Below are 23,796 nucleotides of genomic sequence, written 5' to 3' on the forward strand. Positions count from 1 at the left end.
CGTTCACATGGGCAGCGACCGCAGCCGCACCGGTCCGACCGGCCACTGCGCCCCGTCGCACAGTGGTGTCCACATGGTCTCCAGCGGCATGACCGTGGTGGTGTCCTCGGGCTGCTCGACCACCACGTCCTCGTGAAGCTGCTGCCAGCCGAGCTTCTGGTACAGGGGGAGGAGATGCGGCAGGCAGAAGAGGAGCCCGTACCGCGGTCCCACTGTGCGGGCATGCTCCAGGGCGGCGGTCACGACGATCCGGGCCAGTCCCTGTCCTCGCAGGCCGGGAGCGACGGCCACGCCGCCGAAGCCGACCGCCCGGGTCTCCAGGGAGCCGATCGACAGCGGAACCGTCACCAGACCGGTGTGCGCCACGAGTCGGCCGTCCTGTCTGACGCCGAAGTGTTCCTGCTTGGCCCTCCAGGTCAGCCCGGCCCAGGAAACTCCGAAGGGATCGTCGTCGTCCCCGAAGATCTCGCTCAGTTCCGTCTTCGTGTACCGCGCCAGCCGGACCACGGCCGGCGATGCGGAAGGGAGGTTCGTTGTCATTTCTCGCATCCTGCTGCCCCCGCCGGCCATTGGCAATGTTCTTCTGCCGCACCGACCAGTGGCTCTCGCCGAGAAGACGGGCTCCCACTTCTGTGAGCCCCCGAAGACGAGCTTGCGCGGCGGCTAGAGCCCGAGATCCGGGCCGAAGACCTCATAGTGGATCGCCGCGGAAGGTACGCCGGATGCCAGCAGTTGGGCCCGTACCGCCTTCATGAACGGTACCGGCCCGCACAGATACGCGGTGGTGCCGGCCGGGATGGCGAGCTGCGTCAGATCCATCAGCCCGGTGCGCACGGTCACCGCGTCCACCGCACCGCCCGGCTCCTGCCCCGCGTCCTCCTCCTCGTCCAGGGCTCCCTCCTCGTACCAGAGTTCCGCCGTGGCGTCGGCGAGCTTGCCGGTGAGCCGGCGGAGATCCGTACGGAACGGGTGGGCGGCGGGCGAGCGGTCGGCGTGCGCGGTGATGATCCGGCGCCGGGAGCCGGTGGCGGCGAGGTGCGAGAGCATGCCGACCATCGGGGTACAGCCGATACCCGCTGAGGCGAAGAGCAGGGGCCCGTCGCCGTCGTCGGCCAGCACCACCTCACCGAACGGCGGGCTCACGTACAGGATCTCGCCGCCGTGCACCTGCGTGTGCAGATACCCGGACACTTCGCCCGCAGGGGCGTCGGCCGGCGCGCCGGGCCGACGGCCGGCCGCCACCCGCTTCACGGAGATCTGCAGCCCGCCGTCCGGCTGCCCCGACAGGCTGTACTGACGTATCTGCCGTGCTCCGTCGGGCAGTTGGACCTGTACGGAGACGTACTGGCCGGGCCGGGACGCCGGGACGGGAGCACCGTCGGCCGGCCGCAGGAGGAAGGTCGCCACCTCGTCGGTCTCCTGGATCCGGCCGGCCACCCGATAGGGGCGCCACCCCGCGCCGTCCCGCACGCCCGCTTCCCTCACGAGCCGTTTCTCGACGGCGATCAGGGCATGGGCCATCAGCCAGTACACCTCGTCCCAGGCCCGTAGCACGTCGTCGGTCACCGCCTCGCCGAGCACGTCGGCGATGGCCGCAAAAAGGTGCTCCCGCACGATCGGGTACTGGTCCTCGCGCACCCCGAGAGAGGCGTGCTTGTGCGCGATCCGCGCGAGCATGCCGTCCGGCCGGCTGTCCGGGTGTTCGAGGAGATGGTGCGCGAAGGTGGCGATGGACCCGGCGAGGGCCTGCCGCTGGCTGCCGTTGGCTTGGTTGCCACGGTTGAAGAGGTCGCGCAGGAGCCCGGGGTGGGCGGCGAAGAGCTTCTCGTAGAAGAGCGTCGCGATCTCGCCGATGGCTCCGCTCACGGCGGGGAGAGTGGCACGTACGGTCTCGGCGGACTTCGGCGACAGCATCGGCAACTCCGGATTCTCGAAGGGGGAAGTGAACTTGCATCTTGGATGCGTATTTATGGCCGTGTGGGGGTGAGGTGTGCGGGTCGGTCGGTCTGAGGGGGGCTTCGGGGGCCTCGGGGGGCGGAGGATCCACCACTCCCGGGGTGCGCGGCAGGGTCGGCCGGGTGCGCTCAGCCCGTGGGCGGGGTGGGTGTGAGGCTGAGGAGTAGTGGCCCGGTCGGTGTGTCGATCAGGTCGGCAACGGAGAGCGGATCGAGCGAGGCGAAGAACGCTTCCTGTGCCGCCCGCAGTGCACCGCGCAGTCGGCAGTCGCCCCGCAGTGGGCACGGCGGATCGTCCTCACACCCCACGACGTCATCGACGCCCTCCAGCTCACGCACCAGCCGCCCGAGCGACCCCGTACGCCCCGCAGTCGTCAGCGCCAGCCCGCCGCCACGCCCGCGCCGCGCTTCGACGGCGCCGAGGTGCTGGAGCTTGCTCACCACCTTGGCGGCATGGGTGTACGGCACCTCTACGGCGCTCGCCACCTCCCGGGTGGTGGGCGCGTCTCCCGTATCGCCGAGCACCGCCAGGCGCATGGCGATACGGAGGGCGATGTCGGTGCTCTTGGTAAGTCGCACAGCGGCACTCTATAGAAGTGGTATCCAAGATGCCAATTAAAGTCCTGGGGGTGGCTGCCCGTGCGCGAGCGCGAGGAGCACCAGGGAAACGAGGAGCACCAGGGAAACAACAGGGAGCCGCGCGGCGAGCCCCTGCGGACCGAATGCGAGGCGCACCCGCCCGAGGCGCACCCGCCCGAGGCGCACCCGCCGCGCGGCTCAGGGCCGGCGGGCGGCCTGTTGCTGGAGGTGGGCGGCGACGTCGGCCACGTCGTTGGCGATGGTCAGGGCGCCGTTGATGTCGGCGGTGGGGGTGGCGGCGCCGTTCACTCCGGCGAAGAAGACGTCGAAGTGGCCCTTGCGCGTCTCCAGATAGCCGGCCGTGGTTTCGGCTCCCACGGCAAGCCGGTCGTTGAGTGCGTCGCCGCCCGCCGCGGTGCCGGTCTTGGCGAAGACCTTGCCGCGTGCGGGGCAGGTGCGGCAGGAATCCGCCAGGGTCCCGTCGACGCCCAGGATCGGCAGCGATGTGCGGAAGCGCCGGGCCTCGGGGGTGCGCTGCCAGTACGTCAGGATCTGCGCCAGGGCCCGCGGGGTGGTCCGGTCGGCCGGGTTGCCGCCGCGGCCGTCGGCGAGTTGTACGGCCTTGCGGTCCACCTGGGCATGCTCCAGGAACTTGGCGAGTACGGGGAATCCGGCCTCGCAGTCGGTGCTTCCCGCGCTGGTGGCCATCAGACACACCCCCAGGTTCGCCCCGAGGTTGTGGCTCACCTTGAGGATGAGCTTGGCGTACTGGGCGTACGAGGGGGAGGTGTAGCGGGCCACGGTGGGGGCGCCCTGGTAGGAGCGCGGCAACTGGCGGACGGGGTTGGGTCCGACGGGGTTCGCGCGGACCTCGACGCCTGCCCGCTTCAGCGCCTCGATCAGGGCGGTGCGGCCGAAGGCGTTCGGGTCCTTGATGGGGGACACCCGCAGGACGGGGGCCGAGTCGGCGGCGATGGTGCCGGACAGCTGGATGCGGGTGCCGTTGGCGGAGCTGCGCACGGTGATGTCGGACGGTTTGCCCGCGGCGACCGTGCGGACGGAGGACGTGACGTGGTAGGGCGAGACCTTCGGGCGCCACTCCAGCCCGGCGGGCGTACCCGCCTCGGCGCCGGGGGAGGTGAGCAGATCGATGACGTTGTCATTGATGATCAGCGGTGTGGGGACCGGATCGAGGGCGGGATCCGGCCGGAACAGTCGCGCGTCGACGACCACATCGCCGTCGACCAGACGGATCCCCGTCTGACGCACCTGCCGGGCCAGCTGGTCGATACCGGCCAGCGGGTCCTGCGGGGTCAGGGTGGCCCCCGGGACGTCATTGGCGTAGGTGTGGTCGACGGTGGTGAACGCGACGGTGCCGTCCTTGCGCGTTCTGCCGCCGAGGGTCAGATCGCCCTGCGCGACCAGGTCCAGGTCGCCCTTGAGTGTCGCGTTCCGGCGCTGTCCGACGGCATGGACCGGCGTGACGAAGTGGTGGTCGCCGCCCAGGGTGTGCCAGGTTCCGCTGACGCTGAACAGTTTGGCCGCCGAACCGGGGATGAAGAACTGGTCGGCGTACCGGGACCAGGTCACCTTGCCGGTCCGTGGGTCCTGCTGGAACAGCCCCCACTGGGCATGCCGGTAGTCCGGCTTCCGCATGATCGAAGCGATCCGCGGATCGAGCTCGCTGGGTGTGGCGGACGGCGGCGCCTGGGCGAGACCGGTGAGGACGACGCCGACGGCCAGCAGCACGCCCAGGCCGACGAAGCGCCGCCGGGCCGGCCGCTGTGTGACGGAGGGGGACATACAGACTCCACCAATGGTGTTGTTCTGTCGCATATCTGCCGATATGCATCCCTGACGGTACTGCCCGCCACCACCGCGGGGACGCAGCACGTCGGCCCGGGTCCCCCGGACGCCTCAGCGCCCCGGCCCGGGTCCCCCGGACGCCTCAGCGCCCCGGCCCGGGTCCCCCGGACGCCTCAGCGCCCCGGCCCGGGTCCCCCGGACGCCTCAGTGCTCCGGTCCGGGCGGCCAGACGCGGGCCGCCGCCGGCGCCCCGTCTCGCCCATCGCGCACGGACGGCCGCGCCCCGTCCATGGGGCGGTGCTGTGCGGGGGAGGGGGGTGGTGGTGCTGGTGCCACCTCGTGAACGGGCACCAGTGTGATCGACCGCGGGCCGCGGGGCGCCGAGGATTCTTGCCGTGGCAGCGCACTCCGCGCGCCTACAGGAGGATCGATGTCCACGTTCAGAAAATTATGGTGGCCGAGGGCCGCGCTGTCGGGAATGGCCGCCGCCGCGTTGCTGTCGGCGGTGCTGCCCACCGCGTCGCCGGCCCGGGCGGCGGCAGGGTCCGGGCCGCCGGTACCGGCCCGCTACGCCCACCAGCAGCTCAACTGGCAGCCGTGCGCGGCGAAACCGTCCCTGGAGTGCGCGCGCATGACCGTCCCGCGCGACTGGCATCACCCGGGCACCGGCGCTGACCTCACTGTCGCGGTGTCCCGGCACCGCGCGGCCGACCCCGCCCGGCGGCGCGGGGTACTGATGATGGCGGCGGGCGGCCCGGGGGCCTCGGGGCTGACCCGGCCCGCGGGCTTCGCCGCACGCTCGCCCGCCGTGGGCGCCGCCTACGACGTGGTCAGCTTCGACCAGCGCGGCGTCGGCAGCAGCACGCCCGTACGGTGCCAGACCGAGGCCGAGTTCCAGGACTTCTACGCCCACGACTTCCGCGACCGTTCACCCGCGGCCCTCCGCGGCGTGCTCGACCGCTCCCGGCAGCTCGTCGCCGGCTGTCTGCGGCGCAGCGGCGATCTGCTCCCCTGGCTGACCACCGAGCAGGCGGTGCGGGACATGGATCTGTTCCGTGCCCTGCTCGGCGTGCGCAAGATCTCCTATTACGGGCCCTCCTACGCCACCTGGCTCGGCGCGTACTACGCGACGGAGTTCCCGCAGCGCGTCGAGCGCGCCGTCCTGGACAGCAACGTGAACTTCAGCGGCACCTGGCAGGACGTCGAAGGAGGCCAGCCGAGAAGCTTCCAGCGCCGCTTCGAGCAGGACTTCCTGCCCTGGATCGCACGGTACGACGCCACGTACCACTACGGGCGCACCGCGGCCGAGGCGAAGGCGCGGTGGGAGGCGCGCCGCCGTGCCCTGCGCGACCATCCGCTGACCGTCGGATCCCTGACGATCGGACCCAACCAGCTCGACAGCGCCACGATCCAGAACATGTACGACGCCGCTCCGCAGTTCCCGCAACTGGCCTCCGCGCTCAGCGCCCTCGACCACTGGCCGTCCGCCACACCGGCCGAGCGCACCCTGGTCCGGAACGTCTTCGGGAGCTATCTGTCCCCGGGGTTCGCCGCCGCCTTCTTCTCGGTGACCTGCAACGACACCCCATGGCGCCGAGACCTCGGCCACTGGATCAGGCGCAGCGCCGAGGACACCGCGACCCATCCGCTCGCCGGGGCACGTGCGCTCGCCTACGCGGCGACTTGCGCGCTCTGGCCGGTGTCCGACGCGCCCCGCGTACGGGTCACCGGCAAGGGACTGCCGACCACCCTGATGCTCAACTCGGTCCACGATCCCGCCACTTACTACGAAGGTGCGGTCGCGGCACACCGTGCGCTGCGCGGTTCCCGGCTGGTCACCGTGACGGGTGGCGGCGATCACGGCCAGTATCAGAACGGCAACGCGTGCGTGGACCGCATCGTGAACGCCTACCTCCTCGACGGGGACGCTCCGGATCGCGATGTGGCCTGCGCGGCCGTCCCGCTGCCGGGGCCGCAGGGGCGCGGGTAGCCGACGCGGTCGCGGTGGCCCGGGAGGCGGCGGCGACCCACCGGTGGTTCAGTGGAAGAGAGGCAAAGCCCATCCATGTGTGTTCCGAAGGTGAGAGCGATGTCTGAGTTCAACCTCGGCGATCCGCTGGACAAGAACTCGGAAGAGTTCGTGAAGACACCACCGCCCGTCGTCCTCCGGGTCCAGCCGAGCGGCTTTGTGCGGCTGAAGACCCCTGAGCAACTCCGCGCATGGGAAAAGGCGGTGCGGCAGACCACCGGTCTGGAAATCGTCGCCGACAATCTCGCGGGTGTGGCCGCCGAATCGGGCTGTGAATTCGGGGAAGCAAGCCACAGCGACGCGTGCGACATGGCATGATCCTGGCCGTCTCCTTCCACGATGACCTGCATGCCCTCGCGGTCCAGCACGCGGTGCGCAGCCGCGGTCACGATTTCCATATCGTGGAATGTGACACCATCAGCGGTCGGCAGAGCCTTTCTTGGCGCTCACACCGCGAGGAAGCGGGCGATCGCGCCGGTGCCGCGACCGTCCTGACGTCCGAGGGCGTGCCGGTGTCCCCGGCGGAGGCGGCGCTGCTGTGGTGGCGGCGGGCCAGGGCCGACCAGGATATCGCCGGGTCCGGGGGCAGCACCCATGAGCGCAGTCTGGTCAACAATGACTGCCGTGGCGCGCTGGGCGGGATTCTGGCGGCCACCTTCCATGGCGACTGGATTTCGCCGCCCGCCGCGACCGACCAGGCCGCCGACAAGCTGTATCAACTGGCGGTGGCGCAGGAGTCCGGATTCCGGGTGCCGCGGACCCTGATTTCGCAGTCACGTGACGAGGTCATCGCGTTCACCCGGCAGGTCGGGAGAACCATCGTCAAGCCCGTTGTCGGAGCCCGCGGCCCCTCCCTCTACACCCGATGGATCGACGACCCGGAGTTGATCCCGGCGCCCTCGTTCGAGATATGCCCTGCGACGTATCAGGAGTACATCGAGGGAAGCCGCCATATCAGGCTCAATTGCTTCGGCGACCGGATGCACGCCGCGCTGATCGAGACGACGGCGCTCGACTGGCGTCCCGATCTGAATGTGCCCATCTCCGCGTGGCCCGTTCCCGAGGACCTCGGCCGGCGCGTCGGCACGGTGCTGCGTCAACTCGGCCTGCGGATGGGCATCGTGGACCTGAAGCTGTCCCCGGAAGGGGAGCCGGTGTGGCTTGAGGTGAATCCGCAGGGGCAGTTCCTGTTCCTGGAACCGCTCACGGGAGAGCCGCTGACCGAACACTTCGCCGACTTCCTGCTGTCCGCGGTCTGAGCGAGCAGCGGTGCCGGCCCGGGGCGGCACGCGGTCTGCCGCGGACGGGCGAGCCCGGTGGCTCCCCTCGGCCGATGCGGCACCGTCCCGGATCAGGCCCGTGGGACTGGATCAGGCCCGTGGGACCGGATCAGGCCCGTCGCCCCGGATCAGGCCCGTCCGACCGGATCAGGCTCGTCGGACGAGGAGTTCGGTGTTGCGGTCGGCCGCGGTGCCCGCCAGTGGTTCGTGGACCGCGCCGGTCATACCGGTGGCGAGGCCGGGTGCGTTGTAGGACAGCTCGCGGTAGAGGGACGCGAGGCCGACGGCCGACAGGTCGTCGAAGTCCGTGCGGTGGGGCGCGGCGGACTCGATGAGGGTGGTGAACAGGGACAGTGTCCCGTCATGGTTGTCGACGAGTTCGATGACCCGGGCATGCTGGGGATAGTCCACATGCGAGGCGGTGTTGACCTCCCAGAAGGAGCGGGCGGCCGTCGGGTGGGCGTGCGGGGTGATGTGATTGGCGTGACTGTGGCCGTTGATCCATGCGACCACGTTCGGGAACCGGCTCAGCAGGGCGATGACCTCCGCGCCGTCGTGCCGCTGCTCGTCCGTGCGCGCCGCGTCGGGCCGCCGGGCCATGCTCGGACTGTGGTGGTGGCTGAACACCAGGATGTGTGCGTCATCGGCGCCGGCATTGCGGACCAGCCGGCCGTCCGCGTCGTAATGGCGGGAGCTGTGGGCGGCCAACGTCCGCTCCAGCCACTGGAGTTGCTCGGTGCCCAGTGAGCCCTCGTAGTGGCCGCTGCGGTAGGTGGTGTCGATGCTGATGCCGAGGACACCCTCGGCGACGGTGAAGGAGTAGTACATCCGGTCGCCGTCGAGGTGGTTGTCGGTATAGCCGTGCCCGACGGGCCCCGCTCCGGCGAAGTCCGGGTTCAGGTGGGCCCGCAGATACTCGTGCGGCGTGGCCATCCGCCGCCGCTCGTCGGGGGTCACGGTCCGCGCTCCGGCGGCATTGCGGCCGAGGATCTCCTTGAGCACGGTGCTCTTGGGGTCGTCGCCGGTGTCCAGCACCTTGGCGAACGCGGCCACATCGGCGTCCGGTACGGAGAACAGCTTGCGCGCCCCGGTGATGTACTCCGTCAGCACCGGGTCCTGCGGGGCCAGACAGCCGCCCGGCAGGTCGTCGTGGTTGCCGGGCGTCGAGTACCACGGCATCCGCAGACCGGGGCTGACGACCGGACGCATCGCAGCTTCGAGGTAGCCGGGTATCTGCGGCAGACCGCGCTTCTTGTCCTGGTCGCGCAGACCGTCGTCCGGATGCCAGTACAGCGCGAGTCCGGAGTTCTGTACGCCTTCGAAGGACGTCGGGTCCCCGGTGTTGGGCGTGATGCGGCCGCCGCTCATGAGCGTGAGGAACCACTCCAGTTCCACCATGGAGTGGTTGTCGATGTTGTCACCCGTGGACATGACGAACGCCGGGGGACGGCCCGTGTGCGGTCCGCCGCCGAGCGCGTTGGCCTGCTCCACCAGCGAGACCGAACCCGCCACCGACAGCGCCTCCTGCGCCCGCCACGATCCCGGCGACCCGGCGCGCAGGAACTCCGTGCGCAACGGGCTCTGGACGTCGGCCACATGGAGGTCGGTGAACTGGATGAAGCACGCCAGGGCGGTCCGCCGGTCCTGCCGTCCGGCCGCCGCCGAGGCGAGTTCACCCCGGACGACCAGTGGCCAGCCCGGGCCGGAGGTGAGGTGTCGATAGCCGCCGCTGCCGACGAGGCGCGCCGCGGTGTCCAGCGTGGTGGCTCCGTACGGTGCCGCCCGGCGCACGGCCGGGCGGGCCGGCGCGGTGCGCGGGAGAGTCTGCGGGTGCCCGGCGCCCGGCGCCGCGCTGCTGCTGCGCTGGCCCGGCAGTGCCCATGCGGCACCGGTTCCGGCGACGGCGGCACCGGAAGTGAGGAGAAAATGACGACGGTTGGCGGGGACGTGGGTCATACCGGCCATGAGGCCCTCCGTGCCGTGGCCGGCATGCCGGCCGCAGCGGTGTCACCAAGCGGAATGTCTCATTCCAGATCTTGGGCGGTGCGCGTGACCGGTAGCTGAACGAACCCGGAACGCGGTACACCCATTGCCTGTCGGTTACCATCCACGGCTCGGCCGGCCGCGACGACCAGGATGCCCCGATCCCAAGTCGCCCACATGGCCACGCGATGTCAGGTACATCTGTCGGAGGAAAACCGGCGGGAAGCCTGCCGCCCGCTGACGATGACGGCGACGCGGGAGCAGGCCTCCCGGCCCGTACGGTCCCCCGACCCCACACGGCAGGAGAGCCCATGCCCGCCAGCGCCGCCCCGATCCGGATCACGTCCTACGGCGCCCGCTGGGGTGCCCCGCCCCGGCATGACACCGGCGCACTCGTGCTGGACGTCCGCGACCGGATGTGGGACCCGGCCGATACCGCGGTCACCGCGCCACTGGTCGCGCTGACGGGCCTGGACCCCGAGGTCCGCGACTATGTCCTGTCCGCTCCGGACGCCCGGCAGACCGTCGAGCGCACCGGCCGTCAGCTGCTCGCCCTGCACCGGGCCGCCACCGGCGAGGAAGTTCACCTGTACGTCGCCTGCTGGTACGGTCGCCACCGGGCTCCGGCCGTTGCCCGTGCCGTCGCCGACTGGCTCGACGAGCGCGGGACCGCCGCCGATGTCGAGCATCGCGACATCGCCCGCCCCCTGATCCACCGCGAACCCGCCAGACAACTGGAGGCCTGCGCCTTCTGCCGGATGGCCACCGGTACCGAGCCCGTCCCGCTCGTCCGTGACTGGCCGGAGGCCTTCGCGATCGTGCCCCGCCGCCCGGTCACCCCCGGACACCTCCTGGTCATTCCGCGCCGCCATGTCCGGGACGCGACGACCGACCCGGCCGTGACCGCCGCGGTGATGCAGCGCGCGGCGGAGCTCGGCGCGGAACTCACGGGGGACCTGAACATCATCACCGCGGCCGGCCGGGCGGCGACGCAGACGGTCTTCCACGCCCATGTCCATCTCGTCCCCCGGCGCACCGGCGACGGACTGCCGCTGCCCTGGACCCCTCAGCTGCCGTGAGCTCCGTCCCGCGGGCCCGGCCCTGCTTGCCCGAGCACGGCGCAGCCGGACCGGCCGCCGCCGACCGGCTGCACGCCCTGCTCGACCGGCACCTGCCGCGGCTCGGCGCCGGCCTCGGCATGCCGCCCTGCGGGAGCAGCTGACCAGCGGCTCGGCACCGGCCTCCGTATTCCGCCCTGCGAGCAGCAGCTGTCCCGCGGCCCGTGGACCGGTGCTGCGGGATGCCCCGATCCGTGGCCGGCCGGATCAGCGCTCCGACGGCTCTCCTCCGCCCGAGGCGACGGCCGGGCGGCGTCCCGCGTCGGCGGGGGCCGGGCGATGGCTCAGGTTGAGGGCGGTACCGAGATCGACGGACGGGTCGAGAGCGGCGTCGACGCGGGCGTGGAGCAGCGGACCGCCGCCGGTGAAGCCGGAGGTGCCGAGGGCCGCGTTGAGCTTGGCGGCGGCGGCCGCGGTGACCGTGATGCCGGCGTTCATCCGCAACGCCGCGGCAGCGGTGTCGATGGATGCGGCGATGCCGGGCCGGGGGAAGGTGCCCACGGTCATGGTCGGGCCGCGGTCCAGCCGGGCGCGGAGCGCGCCCTGGCCGAGGTCGACGGTGAAGCCGGTGACCCTGACGGCCTTGTCGGTCCTGCGGTTGATCAGCGCGATACCGGAGTCGGCGAACCGCAGCTCACCGCCGACCTTGCCCCCGCTGTTGGTGACCGTGCCGCCCTTGATGCCCAGGCTGATGCCGCCGGCGTCGTGGTGCGGAGTGACCGTGCCCTGGGCATCGACATCCGCGATCACCACGCCGTTCGCCTTGAGCGCGGCGAGAAGGGCGGGAGGAGTGCCGAAGCGGGCCGAGCCGCCCTCGACGGGGACCTCGGTGTGACCGGCCAGGCGGGCCGGGGCGGCCTGGCCGGCCGGCGGTGGGGCGGTGGTGGCGGAGGGCTGTGCCGGGGCCGGGCCGGCGGTGAGAAGAGCGGCGGTGACTGCCGCAACGGCAGCTGTGGCGAGATGGCGAGCGCGCATGTGTGTCCCTTTCTCCGGTGCGACCGAGTGCCGGAAACGGGTGCCGGGAGACCGATGCCGACTGCCGGCCGACAGAGCACCCGGACCGTGATCACCTCGTCACCCTACGTGCCCGACGCCTCTTTTCGCGGCGGCTGCTGGTGCTGCTGCTGGGGGAACGTGGACACCTGGGGGATCGGCCCCGGTCTCGGTCTCGGCGACAGCGGGATCGCGATGACTCAGCAGCGGCAGCATCAGCACGTCGTCCCGCGCCCCGATGCGCTTGTCGAGGGCGGGAAACTCCGGGGGCACCCTACGCAGCGCATTCCACGAAGGCGGCAGCAGCCGGAGAGCCTCCGGCAGAATGTGACGATTCGGGATGTCATCGGCGATGACGGTCCAGGTCACCTTGGGTGTCCACGCCAGCCTGCGGTCCATCGGAATCCGCAGTCAGAAGCCAAAAAAATCTCGGACGGCGATGTCGAGAACCCGTGACCGGCTCCGTCCCCGCTATGAACGCGACCACAATGGGTCGCACCAGCACCGAGGAGAACCACGATGGCAAAGTACTTGATGCTCAAGCACTACCGCGGCGCTCCGGCTGCGGTCAACGACGTGCCCATGGACCAGTGGACGCCGGAGGAGATCTCGGCCCACGTGCAGTACATGCAGGACTTCGCGACCCGGCTGGAGGGGACCGGCGAGTTCGTCGACGGTCAGGCGCTCGCCCCCGAGGGGAAGTGGGTCCGGTACGACGGTGAGGGGCGCCCGCCGGTCACCGACGGCCCGTTCGCCGAGACCAAGGACCTCATCGCCGGCTGGATGGTGATCGACGTCGACAGCTACGAGCGCGCCGTCGAGCTGGCCGGGGAGCTGTCGGCCGCTCCTGGGAAGGGCGGGGAGCCGATCCACGAGTGGCTCGAGCTGCGCCCGTTCCTGACCGCGCCGCCCACCATCACGGAGTGACCTCTGAGATGAACGAGGCCCTGCTCCGGAGCCTCACACCGAGCGTGCTCGGGATCCTCGTCCGCCGCGGAGCCGACTTCGCGGCGGCCGAGGACGCCGTGCAGGACGCGCTGGTCGAGGCGGTCCGCGTCTGGCCGACCGACCCACCGCGGGACCCGAAGGGCTGGCTCGTCACGGTGGCCTGGCGCCGCTTCCTCGACGCGGCCCGGGCGGACAGTGCCCGCCGCCGGCGTGAGGACCTCGTGGACGAGGAGCCGGCGCCCGGGCCCGTGCCCGCGGCGGACGACACGCTCCAGCTCTACTTCCTGTGCGCCCACCCGTCGCTGACGCCGTCGTCCGCTGTTGCGCTCACGCTGCGCGCCGTCGGCGGGCTGACCACTCGCCAGATCGCCCAGGCCTACCTGGTGCCCGAGGCGACCATGGCACAGCGCATCAGCCGGGCCAAGCGCACCGTCTCCGGCGATGGGGTATCCCCTGCTCTGGGGGCACCTCCCGGCCGAAGACTGGGGGAGAAGCCGAGAGCTCGGGGAAGGTTCGACCAGCCCGGCGACGTCGCCACCGTGCTGCGCGTCCTCTATCTGGTCTTCAACGAGGGCTACTCCGGCGACGTCGACCTCGCCGCCGAGGCCATCCGGCTCACCCGGCAGCTCGCGGCCGCGATCGACCACCCCGAGGTGGCGGGGCTGCTCGCCCTCATGCTGCTCCACCACGCCCGCCGCGCCGCCCGGACCGCGCCCGACGGCAGCCTGGTGCCGCTCGCCGAGCAGGACCGCGGCCGGTGGGACACCGAGGCGATCGCCGAGGGTGTCGCGATCCTGCAGGCGGCCCTCGCCCGTGACCGGCTGGGCGAGTTCCAGGCCCAGGCCGCCATCGCGGCACTCCACGCCGACGCGCCCACCGCCGGGGAGACCGACTGGGTGCAGATCGTCGAGTGGTACGACGAGCTCGCACGTCTGACCGACAGCCCGGTCGTCCGGCTCAACCGCGCAGTGGCCGTCGGTGAGGCCGACGGACCGCGCGCCGGGCTGGCGGCGCTCGCGGCGCTGGACGACGCACTGCCCCGCCACGCCGCGGTGGCGGCGTACCTCCACGAGTGCGACGGCGACCTGGCGACGGCGGCCCGGCTGTACGCCGAGGCGGCCCAAAAGGCACCCAACCTCGCCGAGCGCGACCATCTGACGCGGCAGGCCGCCCGGCTCAACGCCCGCCGGTCTCGCTGACGGGCCGCGCTCGGATTTTCCCGCGGCACTCGAAGAGCCGGTTTCCTGCCGGGCGGGGCCGTGCTCCGTCCGGTGTCGCGCCGGGCTCGCCTCGCCCCGTGGCTCCCCGGCCGACGAGCATGCTGAGCGTTCGGGAGTGGCGGCCTCTCAGCGACCCGCCACGGTGTGCCACTGGGCCAGGAGCCTGAAATCCGCGGCTCGCAGAGCGGCGATGCCTCCGGCGGCCGAGCACCGCGAAACGGGATGAATACGCTCAACGCCGGCAGTCGGAGTGGCGCCCACCGGCCGGGTCGCGGGTTCAGAGGCCGGGCCCCGGAGGCCCGTTACGGAGCGGCCGTCGCGGCCCACTTCGCCCCGGTGACATACAAGGAGCACGTATGACGAAGCCGACCCAGTCGAGCTCGACCCCCGCCCAGGTCACCATGACCCTCGCCGCACTCGCCGCCACGGCGGCGACCCCACGCCCGTCGGGTGAAACCCTGCAGGACCAGGGCGGGCGCGCCATGCGCGGTATCGCCGCCCAACTCGCCAACTCCGCGCTCGCCACGGGCGGCACATGGAAGCTGATGTGGCTGGCGCTCAGCCCGGACAACGCGAACCTCGCGTACATCGCCTGGAACTCCGACGGCTCGAACCAGTTCGCCGTGGCCGTCCGCGGCACGATCAGCAATCCGATCGACACCATGGAGGACCTCGACGTCGGCACGGTGGTGCCGTTCACGCCCGGCGGATCGGCGAACGCCGCCGTCTCGGCCGGCGCGATGGCCGCGTTCACTCAGGTCGCCACCGCGCGCGGCATCTCGGGGACGCCCGGCGGGCAGGCACCGGAGGGCCGGACACCGTCGCCGCTTCGGGCGCGACCCTCCCGCAGGCCCTCGCCGGCTTCCTCGCGGCCGTACCCGCCAAGCCCCAGCCGACGGTCTATGTGACCGGCCACAGCCTCGGCGGCTGCATCGCCACCATGCTGGCCACCTACCTCCAGGCCCAGACCTGGACGAACAAGCCGCAGTTCGCACTCCTGACCTTCGCCGCCCCCACCGCCGGCCTGAAGAGCTTCGCGGACTACGTCGACTCCCTGTCGTGGAGCCGGAACGAGCGCTACGTCAACGCCTACGACCTGGTCCCGCGGGCCTGGTCGGACCTGTCCACGGCCAAGGGCTGGTACCCGTCCCCGGGCCCGACGGCCAACGAAGAGGTGAAGATCCTGCTGACGGAGATCGACCTGCTCCGGAAGGGCAACGGCTACGTTCAGCCCGGCGCCAACAGCACCAGGACGATGAACGCGGACTACGCGAAGTACAACAAGGAGCTGGTCAACAAGACCACGGGCGACTTCCTGGGCCAAGTCGCGTACCAGCACGCCAACTCCACGTACCTGACCCTGCTGGACGCGTCCGTCGTCCCTGCCGGGCCGGTGGTGACCGCGCTGGACACCACTGCCGGGAAGGGCGGTACGAAGGTCACCGTCACCGGCAGCGGATTCGCCGCGGACAGCGTCGTCGACTTCGGTCCGATCCCGTGCACCGGCGTCACCGTCGACCCGTCCGGCAGGCAGATCACCGCGATCGCGCCCGACGGGACCGGCATCGTCGACGTCCGTGTCACCACCAGCCTCGGCACCTCGCCCGCCGTTCCGTTGGGGCGGTTCGCCTACGGCGGACCCGCGCCCGTGGTGGTCAGCGCGGTCTCCCCGCGCAGCGGGAAGGCCGGCGGCCAGGTCACCATCGACGGCTCGGGCTTCGCCCAGGGGGCGGCCGTACGGTTCAAGGACACCGCCGCCGCGGGCCCGGTCACCGTCAAGAGCCCGACCCAGATCATCGCGACGGTGCCGTCCCGGGTGCTTGAGCCGAAGACGGTGGACGTCACCGTGACGGTCGGCGTGGCCACGTCGCCCACCGGCCCGGCCGACGAATTCACCTACGCGGGCTGAGCCCGGGGCAACCGTACGCGGGCTACGCCCGGGTCCACGGCTCCCTCCACCGACCCGCCATGAAGGGCACACTCAGCAAGGCCGCATGAGGACACCTGGCCGGTAGCGGAACCTCCGCTCTTCTCGTCTTTCTCGGCAGCGGTGGCTCGGTCCGTCTCTACTCCGCATCCGGCAGGGGCACTTACCGCCGGGGGAGCTGACCGTCAGGGAAATCGGCTGTCAGGGGTATGGCCCCTTCAGGCACCCGTCGGTAACTTGTCCCTGGCCCGTCGGTGGTGCCCCTGCCGTGCGGCCGCTCGCCGGACGAAGCCGACGAGCACAGCCGACGAAGCAGGCAGATGACGTGCAGCCGCTCTTACGTTCCGTGTGCCGCGCCCTGGCGATGTGTCTCGTGCTGACGGGGCTCGCCGCCCCCGGCGCGACGGCAGCCCCCGCCCTGCCGGACGCTTCGGCGCCCGGACCGTCAGCCGCCGGGAAGCCCGCCGAGGCATGGACCGCGCCGCTCTCCACCCGAGGCCGGTACGTCGTCGACGCCGAGGGCAGGCGGTTCCGGCTGAAGTCCGCCAACTGGGACGGGGCACAGGGCTCCTGGAACGGTTCGGGCGACATCAACGACCCGGCCGGCCATCACAGCGGCCAGAACTCCCACGGCATCCCCCTCGGCCTTGACCGCGTCGGCATCGCCGCACTGCTGGACGACTTCCGCGCACTGGGCCTCAACAGTATCCGGCTGCCGTTCTCCAACGAGATGATCCATGCCACGGACCCCGTGCCCGATGCCGCGGTCGCCGCCAACCCACAGCTCCGCGGCAGGACACCACTGCAGATCTTCGACGCCGTGGTCGCGGCCCTGGACGAGGGCGGCTTCGCCGTCATCCTCAACAACCACACCAACACCACCCGGTGGTGCTGCGGCCTCGACGGCAACGAGCGATGGAACAGCCGCCAGTCCACTCGGCAATGGGCCGACGACTGGGTCTTCATGGCCCGCCGCTACCAGCACCACAGCCGCGTCGTGGGGGCGGACCTCTACAACGAAGTACGCCGTGACGTCCTGGACGACCCCAACTGGGGCCTGGGTGACCACCACGACTGGCAGGCCGCCGCGCAGGAGGCGGCGGACCGGATCCTCACCGAGGCCAACCCCCGTCTCCTCATCGTCATCGAGGGCATCAACTGGACCGGTCTGCCGGTGGACGGCCTGCCGCACGGCCGCCCCACCCTCACCCCGGTCCGTACCCTCTCGCACACCCTCGTCACCTCCGGGAAACTCGTCTACTCGGCCCACTTCTACGGCTACACCGGCCCGCACCACAGCGGCGCCACGGGGGTGGGGGAGACCAGTGACCCCCGCTATCAGGACCTGACCCGCGACCAGCTCCGCGCCGTACTGCACGACCAGGCGTTCTATGTCTCCGCAGAGACCGGCCGGCATTTCACCGCGCCCCTGTGGATCAGCGAATTCGGCACCGGTTCCGAGGAGTCGGGCCCCGCCGCCCGCGCCTGGTTCGGCAACTTCACGGACTACCTTGCCGACACCGACACGGACTTCGCCTACTGGCCGCTCGTCGGCTGGAGCACCGACGGCCAGGGGCGGCCGGCGGGGGACAACTGGGCCCTGCTGCGTTACGACAATGACGGGCGCCGCACCGGAGTCCTCGACGGCGACGACTGGCGGGCGGCCCCCTGGCACCGGCTCATGACCGCACCGCAAAAGACGGGGCCGGTGCCACCGACCCCCGCCTGGCACCTGCTCACCACCGACCACCGCGACTTCGTCCAGTCCCTGAGCGCCCGGTCCCTGGGCGACTGGGACCGCGGAGCCCGCAAAGCGGCCTGCCCGGACGGCGAACGGCTCATCGGCATCAGCCACACCCAAGGCCGCGGGCTGTGCACCGACGCCCCCACCGCCCGCGATCTGCGCGCACCCGGCCGCGTTCCCACCGTGGTGCGCGACGAGCGGTATGTCCCCGCCGGCGGGGACTGGGCGCCCGGTCACAGCAAACTCCAGTGCCCCGACGGGCACTTCCTCACCGGCTACAGCCTGCGCGGTGCGAGGGTCTCCGCCGCATTGTGCACACCGGCCCGCACCGCTCTCGGCACGGACGGGAGAGCCATCTGGTTCGACCGTGGCGACCACCGTCCGCCCGGCGACCCCGGCGGCGACTTCGCCCACGGCCACTTCAAAGGGCAGTGCCCCTCCCACTCCTACGCGGCAGGCATTGCCTACACCAGCCGCCTCGGACACCAGGGCCGCCCCGACGCCCTGCTCTGCCGGTCCCTGACCTGAAAAACGCAGTCGACGCGAACGGCAGGCCGGGGTATCAAGGGACGCCGTCCAAGAACCCGAGCCGATATGGAGGCCGCCCATGAGCGCGCGCAAGATGCATGCCGACGAGGCGGACATCGACGTCCCTCTCGTACACCGTCTGCTCGGTACGCAGTTTCCCCAGTGGGCGGACCTGCCCGTCACGGCGGTCGACTCCGCCGGCACCTCCAACGCCATGTTCCGGCTCGGCGGCGACATGGTCGTGCGGCTCCCGCGCATCGAGGGCGCCGCCCAGGACGTGGTGAAGGAACACCGCTGGCTGCCACGGCTCGCCCCCTCGCTCCCGGTTGCCGTACCCGGACCGCTGGGCAAGGGCACGCCCGCCGAGGGCTACCCCTGGCCTTGGTCGGTCTACCGCTGGCTCGACGGGGAGACCCCGGCCGTCGGCCGCCTCGCCGCACCGCGCTCGTTCGCAGCGGATCTGGCGGAGTTCGTCACCGCGCTGCACCGGATCGACCCCGCGGACGGGCCGCCGTCCTACCGCAGTGAGCCCCTGGCGACACGGGACGGAGCGACGCGCGCCGCGGTGGCGGAGCTGGACGGCATCATCGACACCGACGCGGCGATCGCCGGCTGGGAGGCGGCGCTGCAGGCGCCCGCATGGCCCGGCCCGGCCGTCTGGATCCACGCCGACCTGCAGCCCGGGAATCTGCTGACCGTCCGCGGACGGCTCAGCGCCGTCATCGACTTCGGCTGCCTCGGCCTCGGCGATCCCGCCGTCGACACGATCGTGGCGTGGTACCTGCTGCCCGCCGACGCGCGCGGTGTCTTCCGTACGGCCCTGGGGGCCGATGACGCGACATGGGCCCGCGGCCGCGGCTGGGCGCTGTCGATCGCGCTCCACGAGCTCCGCGCCTACCGCGACACCAACCCGGTGATGGCCGCCATCGCCCGGCATGTCCTTGCAGAGGTCCGCACCGAGCAGGCGCACGCCGCCGCCTGACCCGGATCACCGAGGGGCGTGCGGCGCGCCCCTCGGTGCCGCGGCACGGCCGGGAGCGGGACATCCGACGGGTGGGCGGGACATCCGACCGGTGGGCGGGCCCGGCAGCGCCGTGCCCGCCCCTGCGCGTGGTGACGGCCCCGGCCCGGAGGTGACCGTTGCCCGCACTGATCGTTCTCAGGTGGTGAAACGCATCGTCACCACCTCGTTCCTTGCCCTGTCCTGCCTGGTCCCGGCCGCTCCGGCGCAGGCCGACGGCCCCGAGCGGATGCCGCGGGTGGCAGGCCAGGGCCTGGTCTCCGCCTACCAGGCCCTGAACTACGACACCTCCGTCCAGCTCAGGGACGGGCGCGGCGCGGGCCGCCATGTGCTGTGGCCGGCGCGCTGGAAGGTCTGCGCGCAGAGTCCGGAGGCAGGCACACCCCTGCAGGGCAGGCCGGCCACGCTCACCGTGGTCAAGAACCATGAGGCGTGTCCGGCCTGACGCCCGGCCGGCGTCCGCGGCGCCGTGTGGATCAGCCGCGCGGGATACGGCCCTTGCTCTCCATGGCGGTGCGGACGCGTTCCTCGGCGAGGCGGCGGCCGGCGTCGTGCGGGGTGATGCCCTGGTGCCGGGCCTCGTCGAGGACCGTCACCGTGTTGGCCCGCAGCCGTGTCGAGATCGACTCGAAAATGCTTGACGTGCCGGGCCGGAAGCCGGAGTAGCGGGCATCCATCGCGAAGGCGGCCGCGACCACGCCGCCGGCGTTGGCCACGAAGTCCGGCAGCACGGTGATACCGCGCTCGGCAAGAATGCTCCGGGCCTCCGCCGAGGTCGGCAGATTGGCGCCTTCCACGACGAGCTTCGCCTTGATCTCGTGCGCGGTGCCGCGGGTGATGACGTCCTGCAGCGCGGCAGGCACCAAGACGTCGCAGTCCACGGTGAGTTCGGCGCCTGAGGGCAGCGCGGTACCGGCGGAGTGGCGGGTGACGAAGTGGTCGCCGTGCTCGTCACGCGCCGCCAGCAGAGCGCCCACATCGAGGCCGCTGGGGTCGTACCGCACGCCGTGGGCGGTGGACACCGCCACGATCGTGGCACCGAGTTCCGTGAACCGCTGGGCGGCCGCGCTGCCGACCGCACCGAAGCCCTGCAGGGCGACCCGGGATCCGGCCAGCGGCAGTCCCTGGTGCCGTGCCGCGGCGTCGGCCGCCTCTGCCACGCCGTAGCCGGTGACCCCGAGCTTGTCGTAGGCCACCCCGCCGAGATGCTCGGGGGTACCGACGGCGGCACCGCGGTCGCCCAGCTCGTCCTGGATGATGGCGGCATCACTCTCCGTCAGGCCCATGTCGAGCCCCATCACATACTCGCGCGGCACCTCGTTGGACAGCGCGCGGGCGAAGGCACGCAGCACCGCCTCCTTGTCGCGGGCGGCCGGATCGGCGACGATGCCGGCCTTGGCGCCGCCGTAGAAGAGGTCGACAGCGGCCCACTTCCACGTCATGACACGGGCCAGCCGGGAGACCTCCTCCACGGTCACGCCGGGGCTCATCCGGGTTCCGCCCTTGCCGATGCCGCGGGCGGTGTTGTCGATCACCAGGACGCCCTTCATACCGGTGCGCCGGTGAGAGACGACGACGGTCTTCTCGGGGCCCCACTCGTCGATGAGAGAGAGTGCATCAGTCACGGGTGTGTTCCTTCTCGGTAGGAAGCGGAGGGAAGCCGGAACGGGCAGAGGTGTCGTCCGGGGGCAGTGCCCGGGCGATCAGCTGGGCGAGATGGGTGCCGCCGCGCGAGGTCTGCTGAGCGATCTGGGTGCGGCAGCTGAAACCGTCGGCCAGGATCTGGGTGTCCGCGGGGGCCGAGCGCACCGCGGGCAGCAGAACCTGTTCGCCCGCGGCGACGGAGACGTCGTAGTGGCCGCGCTCGAAGCCGAAGTTGCCGGCAAGGCCGCAACAGCCGGAATCGAGTGCGGTGTTGTCGATTCCCATGCGGTCCAGCAGCGCGCTGTCGGCGCCGAAGCCGGAGGTGGCGTGCTGGTGGCAGTGGGTCTGGCTGATCGAGCGGGCCTCGATCCGCGGGGGCTGCCAGTCGGGGGCGTGATGGACGAGGAGTTCGGCGAGGGTGAGCGTGGCGCGGGAGAGCGCCCGGGCGTCCTCGTCGCCGTCGAGGAGTTCGGGGAGATCGCTCTTGAGGGCTGCCGTGCAGCTCGGCTCCAGTCCGACGACGGGGAGGCCGGCACCGACGGCGGGGGCCAGTGCGGCGGTGGTGCGCCGGGCGATGCGGCGGGCCGTGCCGAGCTGTCCGGTGGTGATCCAGGTGAGCCCGCAGCACTGCGTGCCGTCCGGGACCTGCACCCGGAATCCGGCGTGTTCCAGCACCGCCACACCGGCCTGGAGGACCTCGGGGCTGAAGTGGTTGTTGAAGGAGTCGACCCACAGCATGACCGGGCCGCGCCGGCCGTCGCCCTCGGGCGTACGGCGCCGGAACCAGGCCAGGAACGTCTGCCCGGCGAAGCGGGGGAGTTCCCGCTGCGCGGCGATCCCGCCGAGCCGTTTGACGGCCGGGGCCAGACGGGAGGAGGTGAGCGCATTGACCAGCCCGGGGGCCCGGGCGGCCAGCCGTGACAGCAGCGGCAGCCAGCCCATGGTGTAGTGCGAGGCGGGCCGGAGCCGTCCCTTGTAATGGTGGTGCAGGAACTCCGACTTGTAGGTGGCCATGTCCACCCCGACGGGGCAGTCGGCGCTGCACCCCTTGCAGGACAGGCACAGATCGAGGGCGTCGCGGACCTCGGTGGAACGCCAGCCGTCGGTGATCACTTCGCCCTGCGTCATCTCGTACAGCAGACGGGCGCGGCCGCGGGTGGAGTCCTTCTCGTCCCGGGTGACCCGGTAGCTGGGGCACATGACATCGCCGCGGTGGTCGGCGGAGCGGCACTTGCCGACGCCGACGCAACGGCGGGTGGCCTTGGCGAAGTCCCCGTCGTCGGCGTGGAAGGGGAAGACGGTGGCCAGCGGAAGCGGGGTGCGGTGCGGGCTGACGCGCAGATTTCCGTCGACCGGCAGCGGCCGGACGATCATGCCGGGGTTGAGGCCGTTGTCGGGGTCCCAGATGCTCTTGAACTCCTCGAACAGGGCGATGACCTCGGGGCCGTACATCAGCGGCAGCAGCTCGGAGCGGGCCTGCCCGTCGCCGTGCTCACCGGACAGCGAACCACCGTGGGCGCCGATCAGCCGGGCGGCTTCGGTGACGAAGGCGCGGAAGACGGCGGTGCCCTCTTCGGTGCTGAAGTCGAAGTTGATGCGGACGTGCAGACAGCCTTCGCCGAAGTGTCCGTAGACGGCGCCCTGCAGTCCGTGGTGGTCCAGCAGCTCGGTGAACTTGCGGAGGTAGGAGCCCAGTTGGTCGGGCGGTACGGCTGCGTCCTCCCATCCGGGCCAGGCCTCGGAGCCGTCGGGCAGACGGGTGGCCAGGCCCGCTCCGTCCTCGCGGATCCGCCACAGTGTGCGGGCGCGGACGGGATCGGTGATGACCTCACTGCCGGTGCATCCCGCGGCTTGGCGCGCGGTCTCGGCCAGCGCCTCGGCCTGCCGGGGCAGCGCGTCCGCGGTACCGCCGAGTTCGGCGAACAGCCAGGCCTGTGCGGCCGGCAGGGTGTCGATGGCGGCCCTGGTCGCGGGCCGGGTGACGATGTCGGTCAGCGCGTGGTCGAGCCCTTCCAGCGCCAGCGGCTGATGCGCCAGCAGCGCGGGGACCGCCTCGGCCGCGGCACAGGCGTCCGAGAACCCGAGGACGACCAGGGCGCGCGCGGGGGGAGGGGACAGGAGACGGACGGTCGCCGAGAGCACCACGGCCAGTGTGCCCTCGCTGCCGACCAGAGCCCTGGCGAGGTTGAAGCGCCGCTCGGGCAGCAGCTGTTCCAGTGCGTAGCCCGACACCTGCCGCGGGAACCGCCCCAGCTTGGTGCGCAGCGTGGCCAGATTGCGCTGGGCGAGACGGTGCAGGGAGGCGATCAGCTCGGCGCGGTCGTCTCCCGCGGCAATGGCCTCGTCGATCTCCTCCGCGGTCATCTCGCCGAGCCGGACCACCGTGCCGCGGTAGGTGACCACCTCTAGTTCCAGGACGTTGTCCGCGGTGCGTCCCCAGGCGAGGGAGTGTGATCCGCACGCATTGTTGCCGATCATGCCGCCCAGCGTGCAGCGGCTGTGGGTGGACGGATCGGCGCCGAACAGCAGGCCGTGGGGCGCGGCGGCCTGCTGCAGCTCGTCCAGCACGATGCCGGGCTCGACGGTCGCGGTCCGGGCCTGCGGGTCCAGGGCGAGCAACCGGTTGAAGTGCCGCGAGAAGTCGAGCACCACGCCCGGTCCGACGGCCTGCCCGGAGGTGCTGGTGCCCGCTCCGCGTGCGGTGACCGGCACTCCCAGGCGGCGGCAGACGTCGAGTGTGTTGCGGATATGCCGCCGCTCGCCGGGGAAGACGACGGCCAGCGGGATCTGGCGGTAGTTGGACGCATCGGACGCGTACTGTGCCCGGTGGCCGGCATCGCCGGCGACCTCGCCGCAGTCCGCCGCGCCGAGGGCTTCGGCCACCGCTGCCGCGTCGAGGCTGCCGAGACCCTGCGCTGTTGTGGTCACCGTGCTTGCTCCTTTGTGCTCACCGGTCACGTTCGGCCTGGTCCGACCACGATGTGGGTCGGCCGGGGCACCGGACAAGGCCCAGCAGGGCGA

General features: G+C 71.7%; 19 protein-coding genes and 1 pseudogene. 11 read left to right on the top strand and 9 right to left on the bottom strand.

Going from position 1 to position 23,796, the window contains the following annotated elements:
• Positions 1–3 precede the first annotated feature (3 nt).
• From AB0C46_RS01365 to dacB, 4 genes are all read right to left on the bottom strand, one after another.
• On the bottom strand, positions 4–540 hold the full coding sequence (locus AB0C46_RS01365) for a GNAT family N-acetyltransferase (protein ID WP_362824785.1): 537 nt from the start codon (positions 538–540) through the stop codon (positions 4–6).
• A gap of 123 nt (positions 541–663) precedes the next feature.
• Positions 664–1,914, bottom strand: coding sequence for a globin domain-containing protein (locus AB0C46_RS01370; RefSeq protein WP_362824786.1), 1,251 nt, complete (start codon positions 1,912–1,914; stop codon positions 664–666).
• Positions 1,915–2,084: 170 nt separating this feature from the next.
• Positions 2,085–2,534 carry an Rrf2 family transcriptional regulator gene (locus AB0C46_RS01375; RefSeq protein WP_362824787.1) on the bottom strand — a complete coding sequence of 150 codons (450 nt, stop codon included), beginning with the start codon at positions 2,532–2,534 and terminating at the stop codon, positions 2,085–2,087.
• A 198-nt stretch (positions 2,535–2,732) separates the two neighbouring features.
• The gene (gene dacB / locus AB0C46_RS01380; protein WP_362824789.1) at positions 2,733–4,337 is read right to left on the bottom strand and encodes a D-alanyl-D-alanine carboxypeptidase/D-alanyl-D-alanine-endopeptidase; all 1,605 of its coding nucleotides are present in this window, start codon (positions 4,335–4,337) and stop codon (positions 2,733–2,735) included.
• Positions 4,338–4,818: 481 nt separating this feature from the next.
• Here dacB and AB0C46_RS01385 point away from each other — a divergent pair, with 481 nt between their 5' ends.
• The 3 genes from AB0C46_RS01385 to AB0C46_RS01395 all read left to right on the top strand — a co-directional run bounded on the left by AB0C46_RS01385 (position 4,819) and on the right by AB0C46_RS01395 (position 7,628).
• Positions 4,819–6,330, top strand: coding sequence for an alpha/beta hydrolase (locus AB0C46_RS01385; protein WP_362824791.1), 1,512 nt, complete (start codon positions 4,819–4,821; stop codon positions 6,328–6,330).
• A gap of 99 nt (positions 6,331–6,429) precedes the next feature.
• Positions 6,430–6,687, top strand: a complete 258-nt coding sequence (locus AB0C46_RS01390; RefSeq protein ID WP_362824792.1) for a hypothetical protein — start codon at positions 6,430–6,432, stop codon at positions 6,685–6,687.
• Positions 6,672–7,628, top strand: coding sequence for a hypothetical protein (locus tag AB0C46_RS01395; RefSeq protein WP_362824793.1), 957 nt, complete (start codon positions 6,672–6,674; stop codon positions 7,626–7,628). Before AB0C46_RS01390 ends, AB0C46_RS01395 begins: the two co-directional genes overlap by 16 nt.
• A 168-nt stretch (positions 7,629–7,796) precedes the next feature.
• Here AB0C46_RS01395 and AB0C46_RS01400 read toward each other — a convergent pair whose 3' ends face one another.
• Positions 7,797–9,614: a TIGR03767 family metallophosphoesterase gene (locus tag AB0C46_RS01400; protein WP_362824795.1), complete on the bottom strand. Its 1,818-nt coding sequence runs from the start codon at positions 9,612–9,614 to the stop codon at positions 7,797–7,799.
• A 329-nt stretch (positions 9,615–9,943) separates the two neighbouring features.
• On the opposite strand from AB0C46_RS01400, the gene AB0C46_RS01405 reads away from it, so the two are divergent.
• Together AB0C46_RS01405 and AB0C46_RS01410 are read left to right on the top strand one after the other, a co-directional pair.
• The gene (locus tag AB0C46_RS01405) at positions 9,944–10,711 is read left to right on the top strand and encodes an RNase adapter RapZ (protein ID WP_362824796.1); all 768 of its coding nucleotides are present in this window, start codon (positions 9,944–9,946) and stop codon (positions 10,709–10,711) included.
• Positions 10,708–10,854: a hypothetical protein gene (locus AB0C46_RS01410; RefSeq protein ID WP_362824797.1), complete on the top strand. Its 147-nt coding sequence runs from the start codon at positions 10,708–10,710 to the stop codon at positions 10,852–10,854. The genes AB0C46_RS01405 and AB0C46_RS01410 overlap by 4 nt, the downstream gene beginning before the upstream one ends.
• A 103-nt stretch (positions 10,855–10,957) precedes the next feature.
• Here AB0C46_RS01410 and AB0C46_RS01415 read toward each other — a convergent pair whose 3' ends face one another.
• Positions 10,958–11,725, bottom strand: a complete 768-nt coding sequence (locus tag AB0C46_RS01415; protein WP_362824798.1) for a hypothetical protein — start codon at positions 11,723–11,725, stop codon at positions 10,958–10,960.
• Between the two features lie 192 nt (positions 11,726–11,917).
• A pseudogene (locus AB0C46_RS01420) lies at positions 11,918–12,154 on the bottom strand (hypothetical protein); the annotation flags it as partial.
• A 108-nt stretch (positions 12,155–12,262) separates the two neighbouring features.
• On the opposite strand from AB0C46_RS01420, the gene AB0C46_RS01425 reads away from it, so the two are divergent.
• The 6 genes from AB0C46_RS01425 to AB0C46_RS01450 all read left to right on the top strand — a co-directional run bounded on the left by AB0C46_RS01425 (position 12,263) and on the right by AB0C46_RS01450 (position 19,576).
• On the top strand, positions 12,263–12,670 hold the full coding sequence (locus tag AB0C46_RS01425) for a YciI family protein (protein ID WP_362824799.1): 408 nt from the start codon (positions 12,263–12,265) through the stop codon (positions 12,668–12,670).
• Between the two features lie 8 nt (positions 12,671–12,678).
• Positions 12,679–13,890, top strand: a complete 1,212-nt coding sequence (locus AB0C46_RS01430; protein ID WP_362825152.1) for a DUF6596 domain-containing protein — start codon at positions 12,679–12,681, stop codon at positions 13,888–13,890.
• 556 nt (positions 13,891–14,446) lie between these two features.
• The gene (locus tag AB0C46_RS01435; RefSeq protein ID WP_362824801.1) at positions 14,447–15,820 is read left to right on the top strand and encodes an IPT/TIG domain-containing protein; all 1,374 of its coding nucleotides are present in this window, start codon (positions 14,447–14,449) and stop codon (positions 15,818–15,820) included.
• 382 nt (positions 15,821–16,202) lie between these two features.
• Positions 16,203–18,110 carry a cellulase family glycosylhydrolase gene (locus AB0C46_RS01440; protein WP_362825154.1) on the top strand — a complete coding sequence of 636 codons (1,908 nt, stop codon included), beginning with the start codon at positions 16,203–16,205 and terminating at the stop codon, positions 18,108–18,110.
• Positions 18,111–18,189: 79 nt separating this feature from the next.
• Positions 18,190–19,092 (top strand): aminoglycoside phosphotransferase family protein, encoded by a 903-nt coding sequence (locus tag AB0C46_RS01445; RefSeq protein WP_362824803.1) that lies wholly within the window; start codon positions 18,190–18,192, stop codon positions 19,090–19,092.
• Between the two features lie 181 nt (positions 19,093–19,273).
• Positions 19,274–19,576: a hypothetical protein gene (locus tag AB0C46_RS01450; protein ID WP_362824805.1), complete on the top strand. Its 303-nt coding sequence runs from the start codon at positions 19,274–19,276 to the stop codon at positions 19,574–19,576.
• Positions 19,577–19,607: 31 nt separating this feature from the next.
• Here AB0C46_RS01450 and AB0C46_RS01455 read toward each other — a convergent pair whose 3' ends face one another.
• Both AB0C46_RS01455 and AB0C46_RS01460 read right to left on the bottom strand, forming a co-directional pair.
• The gene (locus AB0C46_RS01455; RefSeq protein WP_362824806.1) at positions 19,608–20,756 is read right to left on the bottom strand and encodes a Glu/Leu/Phe/Val dehydrogenase dimerization domain-containing protein; all 1,149 of its coding nucleotides are present in this window, start codon (positions 20,754–20,756) and stop codon (positions 19,608–19,610) included.
• Positions 20,749–23,703, bottom strand: a complete 2,955-nt coding sequence (locus tag AB0C46_RS01460) for an FAD-linked oxidase C-terminal domain-containing protein (protein WP_362824807.1) — start codon at positions 23,701–23,703, stop codon at positions 20,749–20,751. The genes AB0C46_RS01455 and AB0C46_RS01460 overlap by 8 nt, the downstream gene beginning before the upstream one ends.
• Between the last annotated feature and the right edge of the window lie 93 nt (positions 23,704–23,796).

The sequence above is a fragment of the Streptomyces sp. NPDC048637 genome, from assembly GCF_040650675.1.
GTDB lineage: Bacteria > Actinomycetota > Actinomycetes > Streptomycetales > Streptomycetaceae > Streptomyces.

Bases quoted from the DNA above. Each gene is read 5' to 3' on its own strand.
- AB0C46_RS01365 (WP_362824785.1), bottom strand. From the start codon at position 540: ATGACAACGAACCTCCCTTCCGCATCGCCGGCCGTGGTCCGGCTGGCG.
- AB0C46_RS01370 (WP_362824786.1), bottom strand. From the start codon at position 1,914: ATGCTGTCGCCGAAGTCCGCCGAGACCGTACGTGCCACTCTCCCCGCC.
- dacB (WP_362824789.1), bottom strand. From the start codon at position 4,337: ATGTCCCCCTCCGTCACACAGCGGCCGGCCCGGCGGCGCTTCGTCGGC.
- AB0C46_RS01385 (WP_362824791.1), top strand. From the start codon at position 4,819: ATGGCCGCCGCCGCGTTGCTGTCGGCGGTGCTGCCCACCGCGTCGCCG.
- AB0C46_RS01390 (WP_362824792.1), top strand. From the start codon at position 6,430: ATGTCTGAGTTCAACCTCGGCGATCCGCTGGACAAGAACTCGGAAGAG.
- AB0C46_RS01400 (WP_362824795.1), bottom strand. From the start codon at position 9,614: ATGGCCGGTATGACCCACGTCCCCGCCAACCGTCGTCATTTTCTCCTC.
- AB0C46_RS01405 (WP_362824796.1), top strand. From the start codon at position 9,944: ATGCCCGCCAGCGCCGCCCCGATCCGGATCACGTCCTACGGCGCCCGC.
- AB0C46_RS01415 (WP_362824798.1), bottom strand. From the start codon at position 11,725: ATGCGCGCTCGCCATCTCGCCACAGCTGCCGTTGCGGCAGTCACCGCC.
- AB0C46_RS01425 (WP_362824799.1), top strand. From the start codon at position 12,263: ATGGCAAAGTACTTGATGCTCAAGCACTACCGCGGCGCTCCGGCTGCG.
- AB0C46_RS01430 (WP_362825152.1), top strand. From the start codon at position 12,679: ATGAACGAGGCCCTGCTCCGGAGCCTCACACCGAGCGTGCTCGGGATC.
- AB0C46_RS01435 (WP_362824801.1), top strand. From the start codon at position 14,447: ATGGAAGCTGATGTGGCTGGCGCTCAGCCCGGACAACGCGAACCTCGC.
- AB0C46_RS01440 (WP_362825154.1), top strand. From the start codon at position 16,203: ATGTGTCTCGTGCTGACGGGGCTCGCCGCCCCCGGCGCGACGGCAGCC.
- AB0C46_RS01445 (WP_362824803.1), top strand. From the start codon at position 18,190: ATGAGCGCGCGCAAGATGCATGCCGACGAGGCGGACATCGACGTCCCT.